This is a genomic window from Pantoea brenneri, assembly GCF_038594305.1.
GTDB classification, from domain to species: domain Bacteria; phylum Pseudomonadota; class Gammaproteobacteria; order Enterobacterales; family Enterobacteriaceae; genus Pantoea; species Pantoea brenneri.
Genome location: NZ_JBCGBG010000001.1, coordinates 369,063 through 395,888, shown reverse-complemented (window position 1 = coordinate 395,888; position 26,826 = coordinate 369,063). Strand labels below are relative to the sequence as shown.

5 protein-coding genes are annotated in these 26,826 nt (G+C 59.8%); 3 read left to right on the top strand and 2 right to left on the bottom strand.

Annotated elements, in window-relative coordinates:
- Nucleotides 1-265: 265 nt before the first annotated feature.
- The gene (locus AABB92_RS01770) at nt 266-18,274 is read right to left on the bottom strand and encodes an Ig-like domain-containing protein (protein WP_046288195.1); all 18,009 of its coding nucleotides are present in this window, start codon (nt 18,272-18,274) and stop codon (nt 266-268) included.
- A 741-nt stretch (nt 18,275-19,015) separates the two neighbouring features.
- Between AABB92_RS01770 and AABB92_RS01765 the strand changes: the two genes are divergently transcribed.
- The 3 genes from AABB92_RS01765 to rcsB are packed head-to-tail and all read left to right on the top strand — an operon-like array spanning nt 19,016 to nt 23,502.
- Entirely contained in the window at nt 19,016-20,170 is a 1,155-nt protein-coding gene (locus AABB92_RS01765; protein WP_031376600.1) for an MFS transporter, read from the top strand.
- 22 nt (nt 20,171-20,192) lie between these two features.
- A complete protein-coding gene (rcsD, locus tag AABB92_RS01760) occupies nt 20,193-22,850 on the top strand; it encodes a phosphotransferase RcsD (RefSeq protein ID WP_031376601.1) in 2,658 nt (885 codons plus the stop codon).
- A gap of 1 nt (nt 22,851) precedes the next feature.
- On the top strand, nt 22,852-23,502 hold the full coding sequence (rcsB, locus tag AABB92_RS01755) for a response regulator transcription factor RcsB (protein ID WP_031376602.1): 651 nt from the start codon (nt 22,852-22,854) through the stop codon (nt 23,500-23,502).
- 48 nt (nt 23,503-23,550) lie between these two features.
- Here the strand turns inward: rcsB and rcsC are convergent, their stop codons facing one another.
- Nucleotides 23,551-26,403, bottom strand: coding sequence for a two-component system sensor histidine kinase RcsC (rcsC, locus tag AABB92_RS01750; protein WP_031376603.1), 2,853 nt, complete (start codon nt 26,401-26,403; stop codon nt 23,551-23,553).
- Nucleotides 26,404-26,826: the final 423 nt, after the last annotated feature.

Below are 26,826 nucleotides of genomic sequence, written 5' to 3'. Positions count from 1 at the left end.
CCGTTTCCGCTGGTCGGAACCGGTTACCCGCAGGTAACAAGGATTAATGAATAGGCTGCTAAAAAAGCCGCTAAAGAATTTTAGATGTCAGATTTTTTGCATTAACCGGCGTGGCGCCGTTTGCTGCCCCTACCCTAATCTTTCACTCTGCTGATGAATAGTGGCGAAAATCTGGAAAATGGAATTATCACGGCCGGAAAATAAAAAATCAGCGGGCGCTCACACACCCGCTGATTCCATCAGGTTTACTGATATTTTAGCCGCACTACACGATATGCACCTGCAGGTTATGTTGCACCAGCACATCGCCCAGCGTGTTATCGCTGGTCAGCGCCGAATTGTGATAAACCTCGAAGGTTTGCCCCTGCACGGTACGCTCGCCGGTTACCGCCCAGATGCCGCCATTGCTGTTCGCCAGCGTCACCTGGCTGCCATCGGCACCCTTGATGATCAAATCATCACTTTGCTGGTCGGTAATGCTCAGTGCTTCATTCAGATCGAGTTTCACCGAGTTCGTCCCGGTTTTACCGAGGTCGAGTACTTCAATGTGCTCGACTTTCAGGCCCAGCGAGGTGAGATCCAGATTCAGATGCTCCCCGTTCAGCACCAGCGTATCGGTGCCTGCGCCGCCATCGATGTGCGTAAAGTTGAGATCACTGACCGTCACGGTATCAGCCCCACTGCTGCCGGTAACCGCTGCACCTTCCACCGTGCTGCCATCAGCCAGCGTGATCACCACGCCACCAATGGTGTAGCTGGCCTCCCCGCCTGGCGCAGCGGCGGCAACGGTTTCCGGTGCGGAAGCGCTTTCACTGCTGCTGGCCGGCGCGGTGATATCCGCGTCGGTGGTCAGGGTCGAGACCACCGCAGCATGGGTGACGTTTTCCTCACTGCTGTTGGTGTTGTGCTGCGTTTCACCGCCGGCACTGGCCACCGTGGCGCTGTCATCGGCCACCGGGAACAGTGCCACCGATTCGGTGGCGGCAGTCGTAATCGGCAACAATGACCCTAACAGCAGAGTATTGGTGGTCGAATAGCTGTTGCCTGCCACATCAGTGATGGTGATTTTTGCCAGCGTACCCAGCGACAGCAGCAGGCCGCCAACCGACAACAACGACGGCGCGAAGTTAGCGGAGTAACGCCCCAGCGCATCGGTGGTGGTATTGATCGTCGGTCCGTTGCTGCCGTTGGCGAGCAGCAGCGTGACGCTGACTTTCGATCCCTGCGCCGCATTCAGCGAGCCGCCCTGCACCGTCAGTCCGGTCAGCAACGACGTCACGATGCTGAGCACCGGATCGGCGCCCACCAGCGGTGAATTGTGTGACAGTGCGGTAAAGGAGCTGCTGCTGGTGACGGTATTGCCGCCAATATCAGCCACCGTTACGGTCAGCGGATGACTGCCATCAGAGATCCCTTTCAGGGTGGCTGACGGTACGCTGATGCTCCATGCCCCATTCGCGCCAATGGTGGTGGTGAGGATATTGCCCGCGAGGTTAACCGTTACCGTGCCGCCGGCGGCATTGGTGCTGGTGCCGCTGATGGTTTCGGCGGTATTGGCTTCGGCAATATTCAGGTAACCGTCACCGCCAAAATAGCTGCCCAGACTGACCGTCGGCGTGGTGTGACTGACTACGCCGAGTGCGGCCGAGCCGCTGCCGCTGCTGCCCGCGCCATTGGTGACGCTGGCGGTGACGGTGTACTGACCATCGGCAATTGCCGCCAGGCTGGCCGCCGGAATCGACAGGCTCCAGTTACCGTTGCTGTTCACCGTGGTGCTGTAGGTCTGTCCGCCCAGCGCCACGCGCACCACCGATCCTTCCGCATTGGTGGTACTGCCGCTAATGGTTTGCGCCGTTTTGACATCCACTGCGCTCAGCGCATTGTCACCAAACAGTGAGGTGATGGCGACCGTCGGCGCAGTATGCGCAATCACGCTCAGCGCACCGCTGCTGTTCGCCACGTTGCCATAGGCGTCGGTGCCGGTCACGGTCACAGTTTTGCTGCCGTCGGTGATTGCCGCCAGATCCGCTTTTGGTACGCTGATACTCCAGCTACCGCCGCTCACCACTTTAGTGGTGTAGGTCAGCCCGTTCAGCGTGGCGCTGACGGTTGAACCGGCCGCCAGGCTTGAGCTGCCGCTGATGGTCTGATTGGAGGCCAGATCCGCTGCGCTCAGCACGCCATCGCCAAACACCGTGTTCACCGACAGCGTCGGCTGAATCAGCCCCAGCGAGACACCGGCACTGGTGCTGCTGGTGTTGCCCACCGGATCGGTGACCGAGGCGCTGACCGTGAAGTTGCCGCTCAGCAGCGTCGAAAGAATGGCAGGCGATACGGTGGCAGAGAAGGTGCCATCCGGGTTAACCAGCGCGGTGGCGGTGGTATTGCCAATCGCCAGCCGGACGCTGCTGCCCGCCGCCACGCCTGATACCGTACCGCTGATGGTCTGCGTCACCAGCGATTCTGCCAGGTTCAGCACGCCGTCACCAAACAGCGGGTTAAGCGTCACTTTCGGCAGGTTGTGAATGCCGACCAGCGCGCCCGCCGAGGTGCTGCTGGTGTTGCCCGCGCTGTCTGTAACGCTGACGCCGACGGTGAGATTGCCATCGGTAATGCCCTGCAACAGCGTTGGCGTCAGCGAAACGTTGAAGTTGCCACTGGCATCGGTGGTGGTGGTGAACTGCTGCGATCCGACAGAGACCACCACACGCGAGCCCGGTTCTGCCCCGCCAACCACGCCGCCGATCACCTGGGTGATCAGCGCATCCGCCACGTTAAGCAGGCCGTCGCCAAACAGCGGATTAACGGTGATGGTGGGCAGCAGCGTATCGACCCGGATCCCGGCACTGGTGCTGGCGGTATTGCCCGCCGGATCGGTGACCGAGGCACCGACCGTCAGGTTGCCCTGCGCCAGCGTGCCCAGAATATCCGGCGTGACCGTCGCCGTGAAGGCACCGCCTGCGCCGACCGTGGTGGTGAGCTGGCTACTGCCAATGTTCAGCGTCACGATCGATCCCTGCGCCACATTGTTGACCACACCGCTGATCACCTGGCCGGTGGCGATGTCCGCCAGGTTCAGCACGCCATCACCAAACAGTGAGGTCAGGCTGATCGACGGCGTCTGGGTGAAGATGCCAATGGTCGCGCTGTTAGAAGCGACGTTACCGGCCCGATCGGTGACGCTCACGCCCAGCGTCAGGTTGCCATCCAGCAGTGAACTGAGATCGCCGCCCGGCAGGTTAACGCTCCATGTGCCGCCCGCCTGCACCGTGGTGGTGTAGGTATGGCTGCCAAAGGTGACGGTGACCTGTGAACCGGCGGCGGCGTTCTGAATCACCCCGCCGACTACCTGACCGGTTGCCGCTTCAGCAATGTTAAGAAGATTATCGCCACCAAACAGCCCGGCCAGGGTACCAACGACCGGCACGGCATTGACAATCGCCGTCACGGTTTCCGGGACGCTACGGACGTTACCGGCCGCATCGGTCAGGGTGACGTTCAGCGCCAGATCGCCATCACTCAGCAGCCCCAGTACGGAAGGCGGTACCACAATCGCCCACTTACCATCCTGGCCCACGGCGGCTGACAGCGTGGTTCCGCCCAGCACTACCGAGACCGTCGCGCCAACCCCTGCCGAGGTGGCCACGCCGCTGATGGTTTGTGCCACCGTGGTATCGATGGCGCTCAGCGTTCCGTCGCCAAACACCGAATCGACCACCAGGGTTAGCGCGCTGTTGACCAGTTTATTCACGGTCAGAGTGGCGTCAGTCTGGTTACCGCTGACGTCATTAACCCGCACGCCAAACACCAGCGCGCCATCATTCAGGCTCGACAGCACCTGTGGATCGACATCGAGACTCCAGCGGCCATCTGCACCGACCACCGCCGTGGCAATCGGTGCGCCATCGCCGAGGTAAAGGCCGACGGTCTGCCCTTCAGCGCCCTGGGCACTGCCGGTCAATACCTGGCTGAGCAGCAGATCCGCCGCGTTGATCAGGTTGTCGCCGAGGAAGGCGTCAATCAGGATCAGCGGTGCCGTGTTGTCCACCGTCACCGTTTCATTGACGGTGGTAACGTTGCCCGCCGCGTCGGACAGTTGCGCCGTAATCACCGGTGCAGAACCATCCTGCAGCGCCTGCATGTCGCTGGCCGGTACGGTAGTGGACCAGTTGCCGTTGCTCTGTACGATGGCGTTATAGCTTTTGTTATTGAAGGTGACGACCACCGTGCGCCCGACTTCGGCGCTATCGGCGGTGCCGCTGATCACCTGACTGGTGGCGCTTTCACTGCCGTTGACCCGATTGTCGCCAGCAAAGGTGTTGAGCGTCAGGGTCGGTGGCGTCAGATCGATCTGCACGCTGCCGCTGGTGGATACCGAGGTCGTGCCATTGTTAGCGATGACCGTAATGGCGACGCTGCCGTCAGCATTGCCGAAATCGCTGACCGGCAGGGCGACGGTCGACCAGCTACCGTTGGCGTTCAGGGTGGTGGAATAGTTGATGTCATTAATCACTACCGTGACCGAGCCGCCCGCACCAAGATTAGCCGAGGTGCCGCTCACCACTACCCCGCCCGCCTGATCGGCGGTACTGATGATGTTATCGCCTGAAATAGTACCCAGCGTCACCAGCGGTCCTGGAGGTGGCGTGAGATTGACGTTTAAGGTCAGATCCTGGCTGGTGGTGTTGCCCGCCAGGTCGCTGACGCTTAACACCAGGGTCGTCGTCGGCTGGCTGAAGGTGGCCATCTGTTCTGGCGTCAGGGTCAGGCTCCAGCTGCCGTTCGCGCCGACCACCGCCGTTCCGAGCGCCGTCGCGCCCAGCGAGACGCTGAGTACGGTGCCCGGTTCGGCACCGGCAGCCGTGCCGCTCAGCAGCTGCGGCTGGATGCTCTCGCTATAGCTGAGCGCGCCATCGCCGGCAAAGGTGCCGACAGTCAGCACCGGCGGCGTGGTATCAACCACCAGCGAACTGCTGATGGTGCTGCTGTTACCGGCCGCATCGGTTGCCGTCACGGTGACCGGATAGCTACCGTCAGTGAACACCGAGAGATCCGCGTTGCTCAGCGGCAGCGTCCAGTTGCCACTGGCATCGGCCAGCGTGTTGTACACCGCATCACCCATGGTGATCCGCACCGTCTGATTAGCACCGGTTTCGCCGGTGGTGCCGCTCAGGGTAAAGCCCGCTGCAACATCGGCGGCATTGATGTAGCCATCGAGGAACTGAGCATCAACGGTCGGCTGCGGTGCAGTGAGATCGGCGGTAAAGGCCAGCTCCGTGGTGCCGGTGTTACCCGCCGCGTCGACCACGTTAACCGTCAGTGTATGCGCGCCATCACCCAGTGAACTCAGCACGTTGGCCGGAATGTTAACCACCCAGTTACCTGCACCATCCACCGCGCCGTTGTAGCGCGAACCGTTCAGATCGACGGTGATGCTCACGGCCTGATTATCACCAATGCTACCGGTGGAGCCGGTCAGCGTAACGCCCGCCGCCGCTTCACTGATATTCAGCACGCTGTCAGCGCCAAATGCACCGTCGTTAAAGGTTGGGGTCGGGGCCGTGACCTCGGTCACCACGTTGAGCGCCGTGCTGTCGGTGTTACCGGCCAGATCGCTGGCGGTGACCGTGATGGTGTGGCTGCCGCTGGTAAAAGTTGCCAGTTGCGCAGGCGTCAGCGTCAGCGACCAGCTGCCATCGGTCTGTACTGTCGCGGTCAGCGGTTGATCGCCATTAAAACCTGAAATCAGCACGCTGACCGTCTGTCCGGCACCGCTAAGCCCGGTCGAGCCGCTCAGCACCTGCTCGCTTGCCGCATCAGCCGCACTGAGCGCACCGTCGCCAAACGGCAGATTAAGGGTAACGTCCGGCAGGTTATTCACCGCGACCAGCACGTTGCCGCCCACGCTGGCGCTGTTGCCGTTAACATCGGTGACCGTCACCGTGACCGGCCAGTTACCATCCGGCAGCGACTGCAATACCGCCGGTGGCAGATCCAGCGTCCAGCGGCTATCGCCGTCGCTCAGGGTGGCGGAATAGACGGTGCCATTAACGGTAACCTGCACCGACGCCGGATTGGTGACGTTGATGGTGCCGCTCAGTGCACCGCCTGCCGCCGCCTCGTCAGCGTTGATACGGCCATCAGTGAATGGCGTATCCAGCGTAGGCGCAACAAGCGGCGTCGTGGCGGTGATAAAGCTCTGGGTCGCTTCCGTGCTGTTACCCGCCCGATCGGTGGTGGTCACGGTAAGGGTGTGCTGCCCGTTGCCGAGAATAGCGATGTATTCCGGCGTCAGGCTGGCGGTCCAGTTGCCATTTGCATCGACCGTGACCGACAACGGAATGTTGTCGTTTCCGACCGTCACGCTGACCGTCTGACCGTCGTCCACCGCGGTGGTACCGCTGATAACCTGCACCGTTGCCGCTTCGCTGCTGTTGATCACATTGTCACCAAACAGCGTGGTGGCGAAGGTCGGCGTTACCGGCGGCGTCAGCAGAATTTCAATCCCGGCTGTAGCCTGCGCCGGGTTACCGGCGGCATCAACGGTGGAGACCACCACCTCGGTCAGGCCGTCTGGCTCACTGCTCAGCGCGCCAGGTGCCAGATAGAGCGACCAGTTCCCGTCCTGGCCCACGGTGGTGCTGAAGGTCTGCTCACCGACCTGGATCGTGACAATGGTGCCTGGGGTCACACTGCTGCTGCCGTTCAGCGACAGCTCGCCGGCCGCATCGGCGGCGCTCACCAGCCCGTCGCTAAACGGCGCCGCCAGGCTGATGGTCGGCAGGGTATTAAAGGCGACATCCAGCGAGGTAGTGGTATCGGTGGTGACGTTACCTGCTGGGTCGGTTACCGTCACGCTGATGGTTTGTGAGCCATCGGCTAACTGCTGGAGATCGGCGGCCGGAATGGTGACCGACCAGTTCCCGCCCGTTCCGGCGGTGGTGGTGTAGGTCACGTTGTTTAAGGTGACCGCCACCGGCAGACCTTCTGCGGTGTTACCGGTGATGGTCAGATCCTGCAACGACTCCGCCAGGTTCAGGCTGCTGCCGGCACTGAGCGCAATGTCCGTCACCACCGGCAAGGTGGTATTGACCGTGACATCATGGGTTGCCGTGGCCGGGTTGCCGGCCACATCGCTGGCGCGCACGCTGAAGGTCTGGGTGGAATCTGCCGGCAGGCCGTTGAAGACCGTCGCGGGCACGGTCACCGTCCAGTTGCCGTTCGCGTCGAGCGTGGTGCTGTAATCGACATCGTTGAAAGTGACTGTGACCGCGGTGCCACCAGCCAGCTGGGTGCTGGTGCCGCTGACCACCACGTCGCCGGTCGCTTCAGTGGCGTTGATCACATCATCACCGGCCACCACGTTGACGCTGAGCGTCGGCTGGGCCTGATCGCTGGCGACCACCACCAGACTGGTGCTGCTGCTGGCCGGGTTACCGGCGACATCAGCGGACACCACCACCAGCGCCTGCTCACCATCCGGCAGAGTAGCGATATCGGCCGCCGGTACGGTCACCGTCCAGCCGCCACCGGCCGCGACCGTGCCACTGTAGTCGATATTATTCAGCGTGACCGTCACCACCTGTCCCTCGGCAAGGTTGGTGCTGGTGCCGCTGACGGTCAGATCCTGCCCTGCTTCAGCCTGATTGAGGTAGTTATCACCGCTGACAGGCCCGATGGTCAGGGTCGGCAGCGTCGCGCTGTCGGCATCACGGGTCAGCGTCTGGCTGATGCTGGTCTGGTTGCCTGCGGCATCGGTCAGCGAGACCCCGACCGGATAGCTGCCATCCGTCAGCCCCTGCAGCACGCTGGCGGGCAGCGTCACCTGCCAGCTGCCGTCTGACAGCACCTGGGTCTGGTAATCCACATTCTGGAAGCTGACGGTGACAATCTGTCCGGCATCAGCAACCGAGGCGGTACCGCTGACCGCCACATCCTGCAACAGCTCCAGTGAGTTGATGGTGTTGTCGCCGCCAATCGCATTCACGTTCAGCGCTGGCGGGGTGAAATCGACCGTGACGCTGCTGGCGAGTGAGCCACTGTTGCCTGCGGCATCACTGACGTTGACCTCCAGGGTATTAATACCGTCGCTCAGGGTCTGCAACTGGGCTGGCGTCAGGGTCACCGTCCAGTTGCCCTGGGCATCAACCACCGCTGAATAGCTCTCGCCGCCCAGCGTCACGCTCACCGTCTGGCCTGCGCCCAGTAATCCGGTGGTACCGCTCAGCGTCTGGCTGGAGTCAGCTTCATTGCGGCTCAGATAGCCATCGCCGAATGGCGTGTCAATGCTGACCGACAACGAGGCGGTCGCCAGATTGATCTCTCGCGTTTCGGTGACCGGGTTGCCCGCGGTATCACGCACGGTGACGGTGACGGTATAGAGACCGGCCGGAATATCCGTCAGTGCGCCCGCCGGCAGCGTCAGGCTCCAGTTGCCCTCTCCGTTGACGGTGGTGGTCCAGACCTGGTTATTCAGCGTCAGGGTAACCAGCTGCCCTTCACCGGCGTCGCTGCTGCCGCTCAGGATAACCGGTGCCGTACTTTCGGCGATGTTGATGATGTCATCACCCGCCACCGCATCAAGGGTTAACACCGGTGGCGTGCGATCCACCACGACACTGCCGTCGGTGCTGGCAGTGTTGCCTGCCGCATCCTGTACCGTCACGGTGTAGCCGACGGTCTGTTCCGGCAGATCCGCCAGGGCGACCGCCGGGACAGAAACCGTCCAGTTGCCATTGTCGTCGGCCGTCGTGGTATAGGTGTTGCCGTTCAGCACTACGCTGACACTCTGGCCGTCTCCGCTGGCACCGGTGGTCCCGCTGAGGGTTTGCGCACTGGTGATGTCGCTGCTGTTGAGCGTGCCGTCACCAAACGGACTGGTGATGGTCGGATCGGGCAGATTGGTGGCCAGTACGTTGAGCGTCGCCGCGCTGCTGAGCGTCGCGCCTCCGCTGTCGGTAGCGGTCACCGTCAGGGTGTAGGCACCATCCGCCAGACCGGCCAGCGCGTTGGCCGGTACGATCAGACTCCAGTTGCCGTTGGCCGCGACCTGCGCGGTGTAGCTGACATCGTTAAGCAATACTGTCACCGTGCCACCCTGCGGCACATTGACCGAGCTGCCGGTTACGATCAGCGGCTCAGCCAGTTCCTGGGCATTCAGGTAGTTATCGCCACTCAGTGCATTGAGCGCCAGGCCGGAAGCGTTGCTGTTAACGTCGAAGGCCAGGGTGTTGGTGGCGGTGTTGCCCGCCACGTCACTGACGGCCACCGTGAAGCTGGCACTGCCGTCATTAAGCGCACTCAGCGCGCCCGCCGGTACGGTCAGGCTCCAGGCGCCGCTGGCCTGCACCGCGGCACTGTAGACGTTGCCGTCCAGCGTCACGGTCACCAGTTGCCCTGGCTCGACGTTGCTGACGGTGCCGGAGAGACGCTGATCGGTCAGCCGCTCTGCACCATCCACCACGTTGTTGCCGGCAAAGGTATCCAGCGTCAGGGTTGGCAGGCTGACAGGATCGACTTTCAGCGCCAGACTGGTGTTACTACTGGTGCTGTTGCCGGCGGCATCGCTGGCGGTAACGGTCAGCGGATAGTTGCCGTTGCCCAGCCCGCTGTAGATAGCGGCGGGCAGATCGAGACTCCAGTTGCCGTTCGCGTCCGCCGTGGTGCTGGCGCTGCTGCCGTTGAAGCTGGCGACGATCAGGGCATTGGCTTCGCTGCTGCCGGTCAGCGCCAGCGGCTGCTGGCTCTCTGCGGCATTAATGATGCCACCTGACGGCGTATTCAGGCTCAGCGGCGGAGGCAGCGTATCAACCGCAACCGTCCCGCCCGCCTGGCTGCTGTTACCGGCCACATCGCTGACCACCACGGTATACGGTGTTTCACCCTGCGGTAACGCTGACAGCACTTCAGCCGGAATCGTCACCTGCCAGTTGCCGGCCTGATCGACCGTGCCGCTGTAGCTGACGCCATCCAGCGTCACGCTGACCGCCTGGCCATCGCCGCTGACGCCGGTCGTGCCGGTGATGGTGCCGCTGGTCGCCGCTTCCGCGCCATTAAGCACCCCGTCCCCGAACGCGTCGCCTGGGGTGGCAACCGGCAGCGCGGTGGCGATCACCGTCACCACCGTGTCGGTAGTCGCCAGTGGCGTACCGTCGGCATTCGTGACGGTGGTGGTCACGGTCAGCGGGCCGTCGGCGACATTAGTCAATGTGCCAGCCGGTAAGGTCAGGTTCCAGCTACCGTCGGCCGCCACGGTGGTGGTGACGGTGGTGCCATTCGCGGTCACCTCTACGATGCTGCCTTGTGGCAGACCGCTGGTGCTGCCGCTGACCAGCACATCGCCAGTCAGTTCACTGGCGTTGAGGTAGTTATCGCCGGTGATCGGGGCCAGTGCAACGGAAGGCTGGGTATTATCCACGTTGAAGTTAAGCGGGCTGCTGCTGGTGTTGCCGACCGCATTGATCACGCTGACGTTCAGGGTCTGGCTGCCCTCCGCCAGACCGGCCAGCGCCCCAGCCGGCAGCACGATGCTCCAGCTGCCGCTGGCTTCGACCACGCCGCTGTAGTTGCTTCCATTGAGAGAGACGGTGACCTGCTGTCCTGCTTCCACGTTGGTGGAGGTGCCGCGCAGGGTAATCGGCTGCAGCTGTTCGGCAGCGCTGACAACGCCATCGCCGGAAAAGGCATCACTGTCTACGGTCAGCGTTGGCTGGAGTTCAGGTGCGTTCACCACATTCAGATCGATGGTCTGACTGGTCTGGTTGCCATTGGCGTCGGTGGCGGTGACGGTTACCGGGTTGCTGCCAGACGGCAGCCCGGTGAGATTGTCCGGCGCGATTTGCAACGACCACTGACCGTTGGCGCCAACGGTGGTGCTGTAGAGCGTATCGTTAAATTCAACCGTAACCCGATCGCCATTCTGACCGGTGCCGCTGATCACCAATGGCTGCGTCAGATCATTGACGCTCAGGGCGTTATCGCCGCTGATCGGATCGACCACCAGCAACGGTGCAGCGGTCGCAACGTTCAGCGTGCTGCTCTGGCTGCTGCTGTTGCCCGCCGTGTCGCTGACGGTCACCACTACCGGATAGCTGCTGCCGTTAGTCAGGCCCGCCAGGGCGGCTGGCGGCACGTCCAGTGACCAGTTACCGTCGGCATTGACCGTGCCGGTATAGGTTACGCCGTTCAGCGTCAGGCTGACCCGATCGCCTTCACTGCCGGTTCCGCTGAAGCTGATGCCCGCCGCCTGTTCTGCGCCGTTCAGCACCCCATCACCGGCCGGTGAATTGAGGCTGAAGTCCGGTGCGGCAGTATCGACGGTCAGCGGCAAGGCGCTGGTATTGCTGTTGCCACCGGCGCTGGTCACCGTGACGTTGAGATCGTAGCGGCCATCGGTCAGCACCTGCAGATCGGCGCGGGGTACGGTGGCGGTCCAGCGGCCATCGTCAGCAACAATGGCATCGTAGGTGACGCCGTTCAGAAGCAGGCTCACGCTGCTGCCCGGGGCGACGGTGCCGCTGATCGGCAGATCGGCGTCAGCTTCTGCGCCGTTAATAATGCCATCGGTGGCAATCGGATTAACCACCAGCGTTGGTGTGCCGGTATCGACCGTCAGCGGCACCGTGGTGCTGGCACTGTTGCCGGCCAGATCGGTGGTAGTGACGGTGATCGGATTGCTGCCCTGCGCCAGCGCTTGCAGCGCCGACGGCGGCAGAACCACGCTCCAGTCGCCATTCGCCGCCACCGTTGCCGGATAGCTGCTGCCGCCCACGCTAACGCTAACCGCCTGGCCCGGCGTCGTGGTGCCGGTCAGGGTTTGCGCCGCGCTGGCTTCTTCACTGTTGAGTATGCTGTCAGTAAACGGCGTATTGATGACCGGTGCGGTCAGCGGCGTGGTGGCGACCAGCAGCGTCTGGCTGCTGGAAACCTCGCCTGAGGTCACGGTTACCGTGGTGGTGCCCTGCGCCAGATTAGCCAGATCGCCGGCTGGCACGGTGATCGTCCAGGCCCCGGTTTCGTCGGTGGTACCGCTGTAAACGGTGCCGCCCGGCACCAGCGTAACGCTGACCACGCTACCGACGGCCAGGTTGGTTGAACTGCCGCTGAGGGTCAGATCGCTCTGCGCTTCGATCGCGTTGAGCTGATTATCCTCGGCGATTGGCGCAATCGACAGCAGCGGTGCGTTAGTGGTGATGACGGTGAACTGTCCGCTGGCAGGCTGCGCCGGGTTACCGGCGACATCGAGGATCGCCACGGTAAAGGTTTTCTCCCCGGCCGCGCCCAGCGATCCGGCCGGTAGCGTGACGCTCCAGACGCCATTTGCCTGGACCACACCATCGTAAGACTGACCGTTAATCGCCAGCACTACCGGCTGCCCGGCCGGTACGCCGGTGACGGTGCCGGTAACCTGAATATCACTCAGCTGTTCGGCACTATCGACCTGATTATCCGCCGTGACCGGATCAATGGTCAGCGCCGGTGGGGTCGCCGCCAGCACGGTAACATCCGACAGCACGCTGCTGCTGTTGCCGTACGTATCGCTGATCGACACGTTAACCGGATAGATAGCGTCTGCCAGCTGGCTGATTACCGCAGCCGGCACCGTGACGCTCCAGTTGCCGCTGGTATCGACCGTCGCGGTATAAACCGTGCCGTTAAAGTCGACCGACACCGCATCGCCTGCGCTGCCGCCACGGCCATCGATGGTCAGATCCTGACTGTGCTCAGCGATGTTGATATAGCCGTCGCTGGCTGGGGTTGAGACTTCGAGCAGCGGTGGCGTGGTGGCAAAGGTCACTAAATCCGTCGTCTGGCTGACGTTGCCATCACTGTCGGTGGCCACCACCGTCACTGCCTGGGCACCGTTCGGCACCAGAGCCAGATCGGCAGCAGGAACAGTGATACTCCAGGTCCCCTCCTGCGCCACCACGGCGCTGTAGGTCTGGCCGTTGAGCGAGACGCGAATAATATCGCCTTCATCACCGCTGCCGCTGACGCTCAGCGGCTGCTGCGCATCGGCAACGTTAATCACGCCATCATCGGTGAGTGGGTTGACGGTTAAAGCTGGCACTGCGGTAGCTACCCGCAGTTCGGTCGAGAGGTCACTGCTGTTACCGGCCGGATCGGTGACGGTAACGCTCACCGGATAGGTCTGGTTAGTGAGTGCGCCGAGATCGGACACCGGCACCGACGCGGTCCAGTTACCGTTGCCATCCACCGTGGCGGTGTAGGTTTTGTCGTTCAATACCACCGACACCGTATCGCCCGCCGTGCCGGTACCGCTGAACAGCAGCGGCTGCGTCAGATCGCCGTTGCTGAGCACACCGTCACCGCCCGGTGCCGCCACCGTTGCCTCAGGCAACTGGGTACTGACCGCCAGCGGCTGGGTTTGCGTAATGATATTGCCGCTAGCATCGGTCAGGCTGACGTCGAGACGGTAGCTGCTGCCATCCGCCAGCGCCTGCAGCGCGTCAGACGGCACGGTCACCGTCCAGTTGCCGGAGCCATCCACGGTGGTGGTATATGTCTGGTCATTCAGCGTGACCGAAACCAATTCCCCCGGCGCAGCGCCGGATCCGCTGACCGGCAGCCCGGCCGCCACTTCACTGCTGTTGAGAATGCCATCGCCACCGGCCACCGGTGCCACAATCAGGTTCGGCAACCGGGTATCGACGCTGAAGTCCAGCGTGTCCTCAACGCGGTTGCCTGCTTCATCAATCACCGTGATATTGAGGCTGTTGCTCCCCTGTGGCAGCAGGGCGAGATCGCTGGCAGGCACGGCCAGGCTCCAGCTGCCGTCAGGATTGACCGTGGCACTGTAGGTTTTACCGTTCAGTTCCAGTTCGACCTGTTGACCCGCCGCCGCTTTGCCGGTGCTGCCGCCGATCGCCAGATCGCTGCTGGCGTCGACGCGGTTGAGAATGCCATCCGTGAGCGCGCTGTCGTTAAGCGTGATCTGTGGCTGATTGCTGACCACCACGTTGAGCTGCGCTGAATCGGTCAGCAGGGTGTTATTGGCATCGATGGCGGTCACCGACACTGCCTGGACGCCGTCAGTAATATCGGTCAGATCGCTGGCCGGAACGGTGACGCTCCAGAATCCGTTGCTGCCGACCACGCCGCTGTAGGTGCTGCCGTTAAAGGCCACCAGCACCGACTGTCCTGCGGCGACGCCAACTGCTGAACCGGAGATCACCAGATCGTTGCCAGCCTCCTGCTGGTTGAGGAAGCCATCGCCGCTCAACGGTTCGCTGATGGTCAGAACGCCCGGCTCACCTGGCGCGGGTGTAATGTTGATCTCGCGGCTGTCAGTGGCAGCGGTCCCTGCCGCGTTGCTGACGCTCACCGTAAGTGTGGTGCTGCCCGCGGCCAGCGCGCTGAGCGCCGCAGACGGAATCAGAGCGCTCCAGTTCCCCTCAGGCCCGACCTGTGTAGTGTACGTTGCGCCAGCCAGCGTGATGGTGACCGTCTGGCCCGCTTCGACATTACTGGTGCTGCCGGTCAGGGTCTGATCGACCGCTTTTTCGCTGTTATCCAGCAGATCGTCTGCGGCAAAAACGTTGACCGTAATCGCTGGTACGCCAGGTTCAGGCGAAGCTACTACCGCGATACCGCGGCTTTCACTGGCCCCGGTACCTGCCACGCTGGAGACCGTAGCGCTGATGGTGGCGCTGCCGGCAGGCAGTGCGGCCAGTGCGCTGGCTGGCAGGGTCAGGCTCCAGTTACCGTCCGTATCTACCGCGGCGCTGAAGGTCTGATCGCCAACGGTGACGGTGACAATCTGACCGGCTTCAACGTTAGTGGTGCTGCCGCTCAGCAACTGGTCGCTGGCTTTTTCGTCATTGCTCAGCACATCATCGACCGCAAACGGATTGATGGTCAGAACCGGTGCATTCGGCACGGTGACCGGGGCTTCAACCGTGATCGGCAGGCTGTCACTGGCGGTGATGCCTGCTGCGTTGCTGACCGTGACCGACAAGGTGGTGGAACCGCTCGCCAGCGCGCCAAGCGCATCGGCCGGAATGCTGATATTCCAGCTGCCATCGTCGCCGACGGTGCCGCTGTAGGACTCTCCGCCCAGCGTCACGGTAACGATCTGGCCCGCTTCGACATTGGTGGTGGTACCAGACACCGCCTGCGCGTCCAGCTTCTCTTCGTTGCTTAACAGGTTATCGTCGGTAAACGCCGCCACGCTCAGGGTCGGCGTACCCGGCGCGATCACCGGGGCTTCTACCGCGATATCACGGGTTTCGCTCACCGTGGTGCCGGCCAGATCGCTGACCGATACGCTCAACGTAACGCTGCCAGCGGCTAAGGCTGCCAGCGTTGAGGCCGGAATGGTGACGCTCCAGCTGCCGTCTGCGGCCACGGTGGTGCTGAACGTCTCACCGCCGAGCGTTACCGTGATCGGCTGACCGGTTTCAATGTTGCTGGTGGTGCCGCTCAGCAGCTGATCGCCGGTTTTCTCACTGTTGCTGAGAATATCATCACCGACAAACGGGTTGATGGCGACGGTTGGCTCGCCCGGTAAGGTGACCGGTGCCGTGACGCTGATGGGCAGCGTGTCGTTGAGCGTGGTGCCGGCAGCGTTGCTGACCGATACCGTGATGGTGGTCTCGCCAGCGGCCAGCGCCGTCAGTGCCGCGGACGGCACCGTCAGGCTCCAGCCACCGTCAGCATCGACGCTGGCGCTGTAAACCTGGCCGCCAAGCGTCACGATGACGACCTGCCCCGCTTCAATGTTGCTGGTGGTGCCGCTCAGGATCTGATCAACGCCTTTTTCTTCGTTGCTGAGCAGGTTATCACCGGCGAAATCGTTGATGGTCAGGGTCGGGATGGCCGGACCGGTGCCCGCTGCCTCAACCGCGATATCGCGTGTTTCATTGACGGTGGTTCCCGCCAGGTTCGTGACGGCCACAGTAATGGCATTCGAACCGGCGGGGAGATTGCCCAGCGCCGCCGCCGGGATAATCACCTGCCAGTTGCCATCGACATCGATGATGCCGATATAGTTCTGCCCGCCGAGGTTCACAATCACCTCTGAACCCGCTTCGACATTGGTGGTGCTGCCGCTGAGCGTCTGGGCGGTGCCCTTTTCAGCATTGCTAAGGATGTCATCTCCGGCAAACTGACCAATCGAGATGGACGGTTCGCCCGGCTGGACAACCGGGGCGTCAATGATGATCGGCAGCGCGCTGGTCGCGGTGTCGCCGGCCGCATTACTGACCGATACGGTGATGGTGGTTTCACCGGCTGCCAGCGCCGTTAGCGCGGCGGCAGGCACGGTAAGGCTCCAGCTGCCATCTGCGCCCACGCTGGTGCTGTAAGTCTGACCGCCCAGCGTCACCGTGACGGTTTGTCCGGCCTCAATGTTGCTGGTGCTGCCACTCAGCGTTTGATCGGTGGTTTTTTCGACATTGCTTAGCTGGTTATCGCCGGCGAAATCAGCCAGCGTCACGCCGGGCGCGCCGGGCGTCACCGGAGTTTCCACGTTGATATCGCGGTTTTCGCTGGCTTCAACGCCGGCCTGATTAGTGACGACAACCGAAATAGCGAGGCTACCCGCAGCCAGCCCATTCAGTGCCTGGGCCGGTACGCTAATACTCCAGCTACCATCGGCACCCACCGCAGTGCTGTAGGTCTGATCGCCGAGCGTGATGGTAACTACCTGCCCCGCTTCCACGTTGCTGGTGCTGCCGCTCAGGGTCTGGTCACTGTTTTTTTCGTCATTGCTCAGGATATCGTCGCCGGCAAACGGGTTGATGGCGATAACTGGCGCGCCTGGCTGGGTGAGCGGCGCGTCAACGCTGATCGCCAGGCTGTCGGTGGCTGGCGTGCCTGCCGCGTTGGCCACGCTGACGGTAATGGTGGTGCTGCCCGACGCCAGTGCCGCTAACGCTTCAGCTGGCACGGTGATATTCCAGCTGCCATCGGCTGCTACGCTGCCGCTGTAGTTCTGGCCGCCGAGCGTTACGGTGACAACCTGACCGGCTTCGACGTTGGTGGTGGTGCCGCTCAGGGTCTGGTCGGCGGTTTTTTCGGCGTTACTCAGTACGTTATCACCGGTAAACGGGTCGATCTCCACCCCCGGCGTACCCGGCTCGGTGACCGGGGCCTGAACCTGAATCGGACGGCTTTCGCTGGCCTGGGTACCCGCCTGATTGCTGACGGTGGCGGTAATCGTCTGCGCGCCCTGCGTCAGTGCCGCAAGCGTGGCGGGAGGCAAAGTGATGCTCCAGCTTCCGTCGGCACCGACCGTGGCGTTGAAACTTTGGCTGCCCAGCGTAATGGTGACGATCTGGCCCGCCTGAACATTGCTGGTACTTCCGCTCAGCGTCTGGTCAGTGGTTTTCTCACTGCCGCTCAGCACGTCGTCACCGGCAAACGGGTTGATGGTGATTGTCGGGGCATCCGGCGTGGTATCGGGTTGCTGGACGGTGATCCCCAGACTGGCCGCGGCGGCGGTGCCGGCGGCGTTACTCACGCTGACTGAAATGGTGGTGCTGCCTGCCGCCAGCGCCGCCAGGGCACTGGCCGGAATACTGACGCTCCAGCTGCCATCGGCACCGACGCTGGCATTGTAGGTCTGACCGCCGAGGGTGATGGTTACAATCTGACCTGCTTCAACGTTGCTGGTGGTGCCGCTCAGCAGTTGGGCGGTTGATTTCTCCGCGTTATCCAGCACGTCATCGCCGGCAAATGGATTAAGGGTAATGGTCGGCGCGCCAGCCGTCGGGGGATTACCCGGCGTGCCGGGATCGACACCGTTGTTGTTATCACCACCGCCGCCGCCGCCACCGCCACCCCCTGCGCCAATCGCCAGACCGGCCAGGCCCAGCACGCCGAGACCGCCGGCAGTAATCACACCCATTGACGAGTTGGTGTTATCCGCCAGCAACAGCGGCTCTACGCTGTCGAGCGATTCATAGGTCGGTGTCACCGCGTTAGAGGCCAGTTCGGCCCCTTCTGCCGTTTGCGGAAACAGGGCGTGTTCCGGTGGATTAACCCCATCATCAAAAACCAGTTCGCTGTGTTCGCCTTCGGCATCATCAAAGAAAAATTTCTGATAGCGGACAGTACTGCCATCACGCATATGCAGAACAAGATCGTTTCCCTGGCGTTCGTACTGCGCCACCATTGCGCGCGTGCCGCTAATGCGGACCACGCTGGGTTCGGTGAGGTTAATGGTTTGTGATGAACCGCCTGTACTCTGCGAGATAAGCGTGCCGTTTTCGCGCGAAATGATATCGACCCGGCCCTGCGTGAGTTCTGCCATTTGTAACCTCTACTCCACCAGATTGGCTAATATACTGAATCTAAAAACATAAAATATTTTTATGCTTATAGTATTCACACATTCCTTCACCTTCTGTCAGACAGAAAGTGTCTTAGCCTGGTGTATGTAAAGGCAGTAAAGCCAGGTGACGCTACACGCTGAGGAAAATTCCCGGCGCGGCGCTATTTTTATTGGATTATTTGTGTGTAGTTATACGCAAAACGCAACGGTTTCGCCTGCTTAATCTTTAACGTAAGGGAGGTAAAAATCAATTTTAATGTGCAGATTTTATTATGTTTTAACATTCTTTCCATAAGCAACACTTGCAATAAGGCTTTCAGCAAATTTGCTTTATCGTTGTTTTTACATGTCAATTTGTTGCGGGAAGTTTCTATGACTGGGTTTAAAAGGTTAAAAAATAACCTCCACCTGAACTTTAGAGCGGAAAAAAGAATTTCTTAATTAAGCGATTCAGCCATCATTTATCGCTGGCCCTGATCGCCAATTTCGCTGACAAGTGGTTGAAAAATGGCGATCAAATTTGGCTTAAGTCACGTTACGTGCTGCGAGATTAACCAGGAAAGTTCTGGAAAAAATCCGCGCACCGCTAAAAGTCGGTAAACTCGCGGTTTTGTTACGCATCTGCCGCTGCACCACACCGGTAATAAATGGCGCGGCGGGTGCCAGTTTTCATGGCCGCAATGCTACACTTTTCCGCTTTGCCACTGATGAATCTGACCTATGACTGCACTGGACGCTGCACAGCAAAATAAACCCGATAGCCGCCTGAACTGGGGCACCCGCACGGTGTTTTTAATCAATGGTTTAGGCATGTCAGCCTGGGCACCGCTGGTGCCGTTTGCGCGCGACCGCCTGCAGCTTAACGGTGCCTCACTGGGCGCGTTACTGCTCTGTCTGGGCATTGGTTCGCTGGCGGCGATGCCGATCACCGGCACATTAGTTGCGCGATTTGGCTGCCGGCGGGTGATGTGTCTTTCGACAGTGCTGGTGCTGGCAATGATGCCGCTGCTGGCCACGGCTGATTCCCATCTGGTAATGGCCGCAGCTCTGATGTGTTTTGGTGCCGGTCTGGGCATGCTGGATGTGGCAATGAACTACCAGGCAGTTCAGGTCGAAAAAGCGGCCGGCAAGCCGATGATGTCTGGCTTTCACGGTTTTTTCAGCCTCGGTGGCATTCTGGGCGCCGGCGCGGTGAGTCTGCTGTTAAGCCTGAGTTTTACGCCGCTGAGCGCCGTGATGGTGATCATGGCGGTGATGCTGCTGCTGTTACTGTGGCGTCTGCCCGGCTTAATGAACCAGCGTTTGCATCAGCCCGATCAGCCCTGGCTGGTGATCCCACGTGGCTGGGTCGCCTTTCTGGGTGCGCTCTGCTTTATCCTGTTTCTGGCGGAAGGAGCGGTGCTGGACTGGGGCGCGCTGCTGCTGTTGCAGAACCCGGCCATGTCGCCGACCCATGCCGGTCTGGGCTATGCACTGTTCTCAACGGCGATGACGCTGGGCCGGTTTGGCGGCGATAAAATCATTCACCGCTTCGGTCGTTATCCGGTGATGCTGACCGGCGCGCTGACGGCCGCTGCGGGCATGAGCCTGGCAGTGTGGCTGCCGTGGCCGGAGATGGCGCTACTGGCTTTTCTGCTGGTCGGTTTCGGTTTATCGAATACCGTGCCGATGTTATTCAATGCGGCGGGGAATCAACAGGATATGCCGGCAAACCTGGCGATTTCTGCCATGACAACGCTGGGATATGCGGGTATTCTCTCAGGTCCGGCCTTAATCGGATTCATATCACAATGGATCAGCCTCAGCGGCGCATTTTTATTAATCGCGCTGTTGCTGTTAGCTGTGGCCGCCAGTGCGCGAAAAGTTGCGCGATAATTCAGGTATCAGACACGCTATGTTGCCTTATAAGTTTCCCCTGACATCCGGCAATGTCACCCGCTTCTTTGTGGTTTTCAATCTGGTGCTGCTGTTGGCGCTGGGCTTTATGGTGCATAACTCGGTCAATGCCTGGCTGACCAGCAAACGTTACGCCATGACCGATCTGGCGCGCGACGTGCAGAAACGCATCGACGCCTATCGTTTTGCCACCTGGCAGATTTATGAAAACCTTTCAACCAGCGCCGCGGGTGCCGCACCCAGCGCCAATCTGCAAGAGACGCGACTGCGTCCTGACGTCTATTATCTGGAAAAAACCCGCCGCAAAACCGAGGCGTTAATTTTTGGATCGCATGACAGCAGCACGCTGGACATGACCATGCGGATGTCGAACTATCTCGACACGCTGTGGGGCGCCGAAAATCCGACCTGGTCGATGTACTTTCTGAATGGTCAGGATAACAGCCTGATCATGATCTCTACCCTGCCGCTGAAAGATATGGCGACCCGCTATAAAGAGAGCGCCATCAGTTCCATGGTGGATGCCCGTCGTGCGGAGATGTTGCAGCAGGCTAATGCGCTGGATGAACGCGAAAGTTTCTCGGCGCTGCGCCATCTCGCCTTTCAAAACGATCACTACTTTACCCTGCGTACCACCTTTAATCAGCCCGGCCATCTGGCGACGGTGGTGGCCTTTGATCTGCCGGTCAACGATCTGATCCCACAAAACATGCCACTGGAAAACTTCCAGCTGCGGCAGGACAGCTCGGTGAGTGCCACCACCACGGATCAGCAGGAGACGGAAGATACCCAGATTTCGCTGGTAAATCCGAATGTGGAAATCGCCGCGACGCTGCCCAGCACCTCGCTACAGCTGGTCTATCGGGTACCGATTAGCCGGCTGATTATCGATACCCTGCATAACCTGCTGTGGCCACTGCTGATCAACCTGCTGCTTTTCCTGCTGTCGCTGGCCGGCATGGTGCTGCTGCGCCAGCAGTCACTGCGTCCCAGCGAGAACCAGAGCGCTGAACTGGACTCGTTGCGGGTTCTGAATGAAGAGATTGTGGCCAGCCTGCCGGTCGGCCTGCTGGTCTACGACTTTGCCAGTAACCGTACCCTGCTGAGTAATAAGATCGCAGAACACCTTCTGCCACACCTTAATTTGCAGAAGATCATTAATATGTCCGACCAGCATCAGGGCGTGCTGCAGGCGACCATCAATAACGAAGTGTATGAGATCCGCCACGCCCGCAGCGTGTTGTCGCCACATACTCAGCTGTTTATGATGCGCGACCAGGATCGTGAGCTGCTGGTCAACAAGAAGCTGCAAAAAGCGCAGCAGGTACTGGATCGTAATCACCAGATGCGTCAGCAGCTGCTGCATAACCTTGGCCATGCCCTGAATCAGCCGCTGGAGAAAATCGTGGCCCAGCTGGTGCAGCTCAGCCAGCGTGACAGCGATGAAACGGTGCTGGACGTGCTGGATGAGAGCCAGGGTCTGGCGCGACTGGTTGACGATATTGTGCTGCTTAACCGACTGGAGGCGCACGACTGGTCACCGGATGCGACGGTGTTCAGCCTGCAGGAACTGCTGGATGAGATTGCGCTGGAAAGCCTGCCACTGATGCGCCGTAAAGGGCTGTCGCTGGTGGTGAATAACCATCTGGCGAACGACGAGATGCGGTTTGGCGATCGCCGGGCACTGCGTAAAGTATTGATTACCCTGATGCACTATGCGCTGACCACCACGCGCTGGGGCAAAATCACGCTGGAGGTCAAAGCGGCCGATAAGCAGGCCGACCGGCTGATGATTGAACTGGTCGATACCGGTGCTGGCCTGACGGTCGATGAACTGGCGAATGTCGACTTCCCATTCCTCGGTGATACCAGCCAGGATCGCTATGGTCAGGCGTCAGGTATGGCGTTCTTCCTGTGTAAACAGCTGTGCAAGCAGATGGGCGGCAGCCTGGATATCGTGGCAAAAGCCGATATCGGCACCCGCTACAACATGCAGTTGCCGCTGGTGCTGGAACAGAAAACTGAAGAGGAAGAGGAAAAAATTCTTGATGGCGTCACCGCACTGGTGGAGATCGCTGTGGAAGACGTGCACAAAATCGTCTGCCGCCATCTGGAAAACTGGGGTGCGCGTTGTCTGACACCAGACGAGCGTATTTCCGGTCAGGATCACGATGTGCTGATAACCGATGATCCCACCAAACTGAGCGGCTGGTCACTGCTGCTGGCCGGGGATGAACCCGGTCATCACGCGCTGAATGACCAGCAGTATCGGGTTAATTTCAATCTCAGTAATGCGCTGCTCGATGCATTGCTGGCGCTGATTGAGAAGCAACTGTCACACGATGTGATGGAAGATGACGCTGAAGAAGAAGCGGCCACGCCATTGATGAGCGGCGGCTATTTCCAGCTGTTTACTGAGACAGTACCGGTTGATGTAAAGAGACTGTATACTGAGTCGGCGGAAAAGGACTACGCCTCGCTTGCTCAGACAGCGCATCGCCTTAAGGGCGTGTTTGCCATGCTTAATCTGACTCCCGGCAAACAGCTTTGTGAAGAGTTAGAACACCACATTAAAGCGTGTGACGATTCAAACATTACAAATACCACCAGTGATATTGACGCTTACGTCAATCAACTGCTGCAGCAAGGTAACCAATAAGATGAATAACTTAAACGTAATTATTGCCGATGACCATCCAATTGTTCTTTTCGGTATCCGAAAATCTCTGGAACAAATTGAATGGGTTAACGTTGTAGGTGAGTTCGAAGACTCAACAGCACTGATCAACAATCTGTCTAAGCTGGATGCGAATGTCCTGATCACCGATCTCTCTATGCCCGGTGAGAAGTATGGCGATGGCATCACGCTGATTAAATATATTAAACGTCACTATCCGGATCTGTCGATTATCGTTCTGACCATGAACAATAACCCGGCAATTCTGAGCTCGGTACTGGATCTCGATATTGAAGGGATTGTACTGAAGCAAGGCGCGCCAACCGACCTGCCGAAAGCGCTGGCCGCGTTGCAGAAAGGCAAAAAGTATACGCCGGAAAGCGTAGCGAAACTGCTGGAGAAGATCAGCGCTGGCGGTTACGGCGACAAACGCCTGTCTCCGAAAGAGAGCGAAGTGCTGCGTCTGTTCGCTGAAGGCTTCCTGGTTACCGAAATTGCCAAGAAACTGAACCGCAGTATTAAGACCATCAGTAGCCAGAAGAAATCAGCCATGATGAAACTGGGCGTGGATAACGATATCGCGCTGCTGAACTACCTGTCGTCTGTCAGCCAGACTCAGGTCGAAAAAGACTAGTATCACGAGGCGGTGCCAGCGGCACCGCCTTTACTTCTGCCCTCTGCTCTATCCTGCCCGCGTTTTACGTACCCGCTCCGCATAGATCGCCAGCGTTACCTTCAGCACATCCAGCGTCACCGGCTTCGACAGACAGTTATCCATGCCTGCATCCATACAACGCTGCTTCTCTTCAGCCAGCGCATTCGCGGTAACGCCAACCACCGGGAACAGATGTCCCAACTGACGAAGCCGCTGCGTCAGTCGGTAACCATCCATGTTCGGCATATTGACGTCGGTCAGCACGATATCAATCTCATTGCGGCTCAGAACGTTGAGCGCATCGACGCCATCCTGCGCCGTTTTGACCTGATACCCCAGCGTACCGAGCTGTTCTGACAGCAGCATGCGGTTGATTGGGTGATCGTCCACAATCAGTACCATGATGTCATCGTTATGCACTTTCTCTTCCACCGGTCCGGCCAGCAGCAGCGCGTCTGCCGCGTCGCTGTCCAGCGCGATGCGATAGATGCGCGCCAGCAGCGTCGGTACTTCGTGCAGCGTGGCGGTAGAATGGATCCAGCGTCCCGGCTGGCGTTCACGCGGCATATCGACATGCGATCCGTCAAAGGTCACCAGCGCCCGCAGCGGCAAGTCAATATCCAGTTCGTGGTCGGTCATCACCACATCGTCCGGACCGGGCTTGCCGTGGTACTCAGCCACCTGAATGCCCTGCTGACGTAACTGGCGCGCAATAAATTCCGCCAGGTATTCGTTGCACATCGCCAGCCAGATTTTCTTATCCTGCATTCCTTCCAGCAACGGCAGCGCAGGCTGCTGTCCTTTGTAGATCGGGATACGCACGATGAACTGACTGCCCATACCCGGCTCAGAGTCGACCTCAATATCGCCGTCCATCATGTTGATCAGCTTTTCACAAATCGCCAGCCCCAGTCCGGTACCCTGGAAATTACGCTGTACACCGTTGCCCACCTGGAAGAACGGATCAAACAGCCGCGGCAGTTCTTTAGCCGGAATGCCGACGCCGGTATCACGAACGCGGAACGCCAGATAACCCTCGGCAACGTAGGCATGCAGGATGATGCAGCCGGTATGGGTGAACTTGATTGCGTTGTTCAGCAGATTCGAGATCACCTGCTGCAGACGCAACGGATCGCCATCCAGCACCTGCGGCACGTCATGTTCGATGAAGCAGTAGAGCGTCAGCCGTTTTTTCACCACCAGCGACAGATAGTTGCCGACGATATGGGTAACAATTTCACGCGGGGCAAACGGGCGTGGCTCAATCTTCAGCTGTTCCGACTCAATTTTAGAGAAGTCGAGAATATCGCTGATGATTTTCAGCAGCAGGCTGGAGGAGTTATTCATCGCGGTTACCAGCGAATCAATGCCGCTTGGCAACTGCTTGGTCTGCAACAGGTCGAGGTTACCGATAATGCCATACAGCGGCGTACGCAGTTCGTGACTGACGGTGGCGAGGAACATCGATTTCGACTGGCTGGCCTGCTCGGCGGCGTGCGCCATCTCCTGCAGCGACTGTTCCATTCGGACGCGCGCCGAGACATCCACCAGCACGCAAATCGCCACATTCTCATTGCGATAGCGTGAGTGAACAAAGCTGATTTGCAGGTTGGTGTTACTGCCGGTCAGCACATCGACAAAATTCACCTGCTGACCGCCAATGATTTCGTTCAGCCGCTGACGATCTTCCTGGGTCAGCAGCGTCAGATAGTTGTGCGCCAGTTCATTACTCAGGATATTGGTGCCGTCGCTGGTGCGTAAAATACAGATACCGACCGGCGCTGAGGCGACAATCTTGCGGTTAAATTGCTCATGCTCTTCCAGCCGGTGCGCATTCTCTTCGGCGGGCAGAAACATCCGCCGCTCAAACAGCCAGGCGAGCGTAAACAGCATGACGGCACTGAAGATATTCAGCAGCAGCGCATTAATCATCATCAGTTTTAACTGATCGACCACCACGTCAGTGGGAATCGACCAGACGATGTTGAGATCGGACGGCGGCAGCGGTTTTTTCAGGACCAGTTGACGATAGCCGTTGAGGTAGCCAAACCAGGTTTTATCGTCAGGCAGATCATCCAGCGAAAAACCGAGACCGCCACGGCGTGAATTGATCAGCGGACGGTAATTTTCATCAGTGATAGAGGCAATAACCGGCAGGCTGCCGGGCTGAATAAACTCATCCAGACGGATATTTTGCTCAACGCCCAGCAGCGCCTGCAATTTGTTGGCGACATAAACCGGCACCACCATATAGAAGGTGCCCACGCCTGGCTGCGTGGTGCTGTTAATCCAGTACATCGGATTACGGCGCTCTTCTTCATTGCTGTTGCGGTAACGCAGCACGTTTTCGCGCAGGGATTTCAGACTGCGTTCACGATCGGCATTGCTGCTGCCGATAGTAAAGTCGGCCAGGCACTGATTTTCACCGCCGATAAAGAACACCCGATTCAGCTCGTACGACGAAGCGAAGTTACTTTTCCAGTAATTAATGTAGTAACTGAGCGAATCCAGCGAGTTACGCCAGGTATTGCTCATCGAGGTACAGTCTCCGTCGGAAAACAGCGGGGTAAACTGCGGCTGGGTCGATTTGCCCGGCATCATGCCGGTCAGCACATCCAGCCCGCTGCTGGCATTGGTCAGACGGTTCTCGGTGATATATTTCAGCTCTCGCATCATGTCGGCTGAATGCCGGACATACCACTCGATTGAGCCGTAATTGCTGGCGAACTCCTGGCGGACCTGGGTCTCTTTTTCATGCAACACGCTGATGATGTAAAAGGCGGTCAGCACGGCGCCCAGCGTCCAGATTAGCAGCGCCAGCGCGCGAAAAAGATAGCGCGAGATGCGAAGCGTGGTGCGGAAAGAGACAGGATATTTCAAGTGGAACTCGCAGTTGGCAAGGTTAGTCGCATCGTCATTTTTTAATGCCCATACACTAGCTTTATCGGGCAAAAAAAGCCAGTCGGACGCGGGCTTAGCACCCGGTTTGGGAATCTTTTAACGGCGCGTTGCTATCGTTTCTGAAGCCGCACCCGGCACGAAGACGGCGAGCAACGTCACACTCTGCGGCGATCCCTGAAACAGCCAGCCCGGTTTTCAGACCGCAATACCCGATATTCCCCATTACTGCCGCCATTAAAGCGCCAGCGCACAACCGCCAACCCGGAAAGGCCCGCTCCGCCCGTCTCCCTACCCATCACAATCAGCAGCCACCATAACCGCCAGCGCACAATCGTCTACCAAGAAAGGTCCGCTCTGCCCGAAGAGCAAAGCGTCCGCGCCACGGAAGGCGCGGCCGATCCG

Coding starts and splice junctions, on each gene's coding strand:
- AABB92_RS01770 (WP_046288195.1), bottom strand. CDS start 18,274: ATGGCAGAACTCACGCAGGGCCGGGTCGATATCATTTCGCGCGAAAAC.
- AABB92_RS01765 (WP_031376600.1), top strand. CDS start 19,016: ATGACTGCACTGGACGCTGCACAGCAAAATAAACCCGATAGCCGCCTG.
- rcsB (WP_031376602.1), top strand. CDS start 22,852: ATGAATAACTTAAACGTAATTATTGCCGATGACCATCCAATTGTTCTT.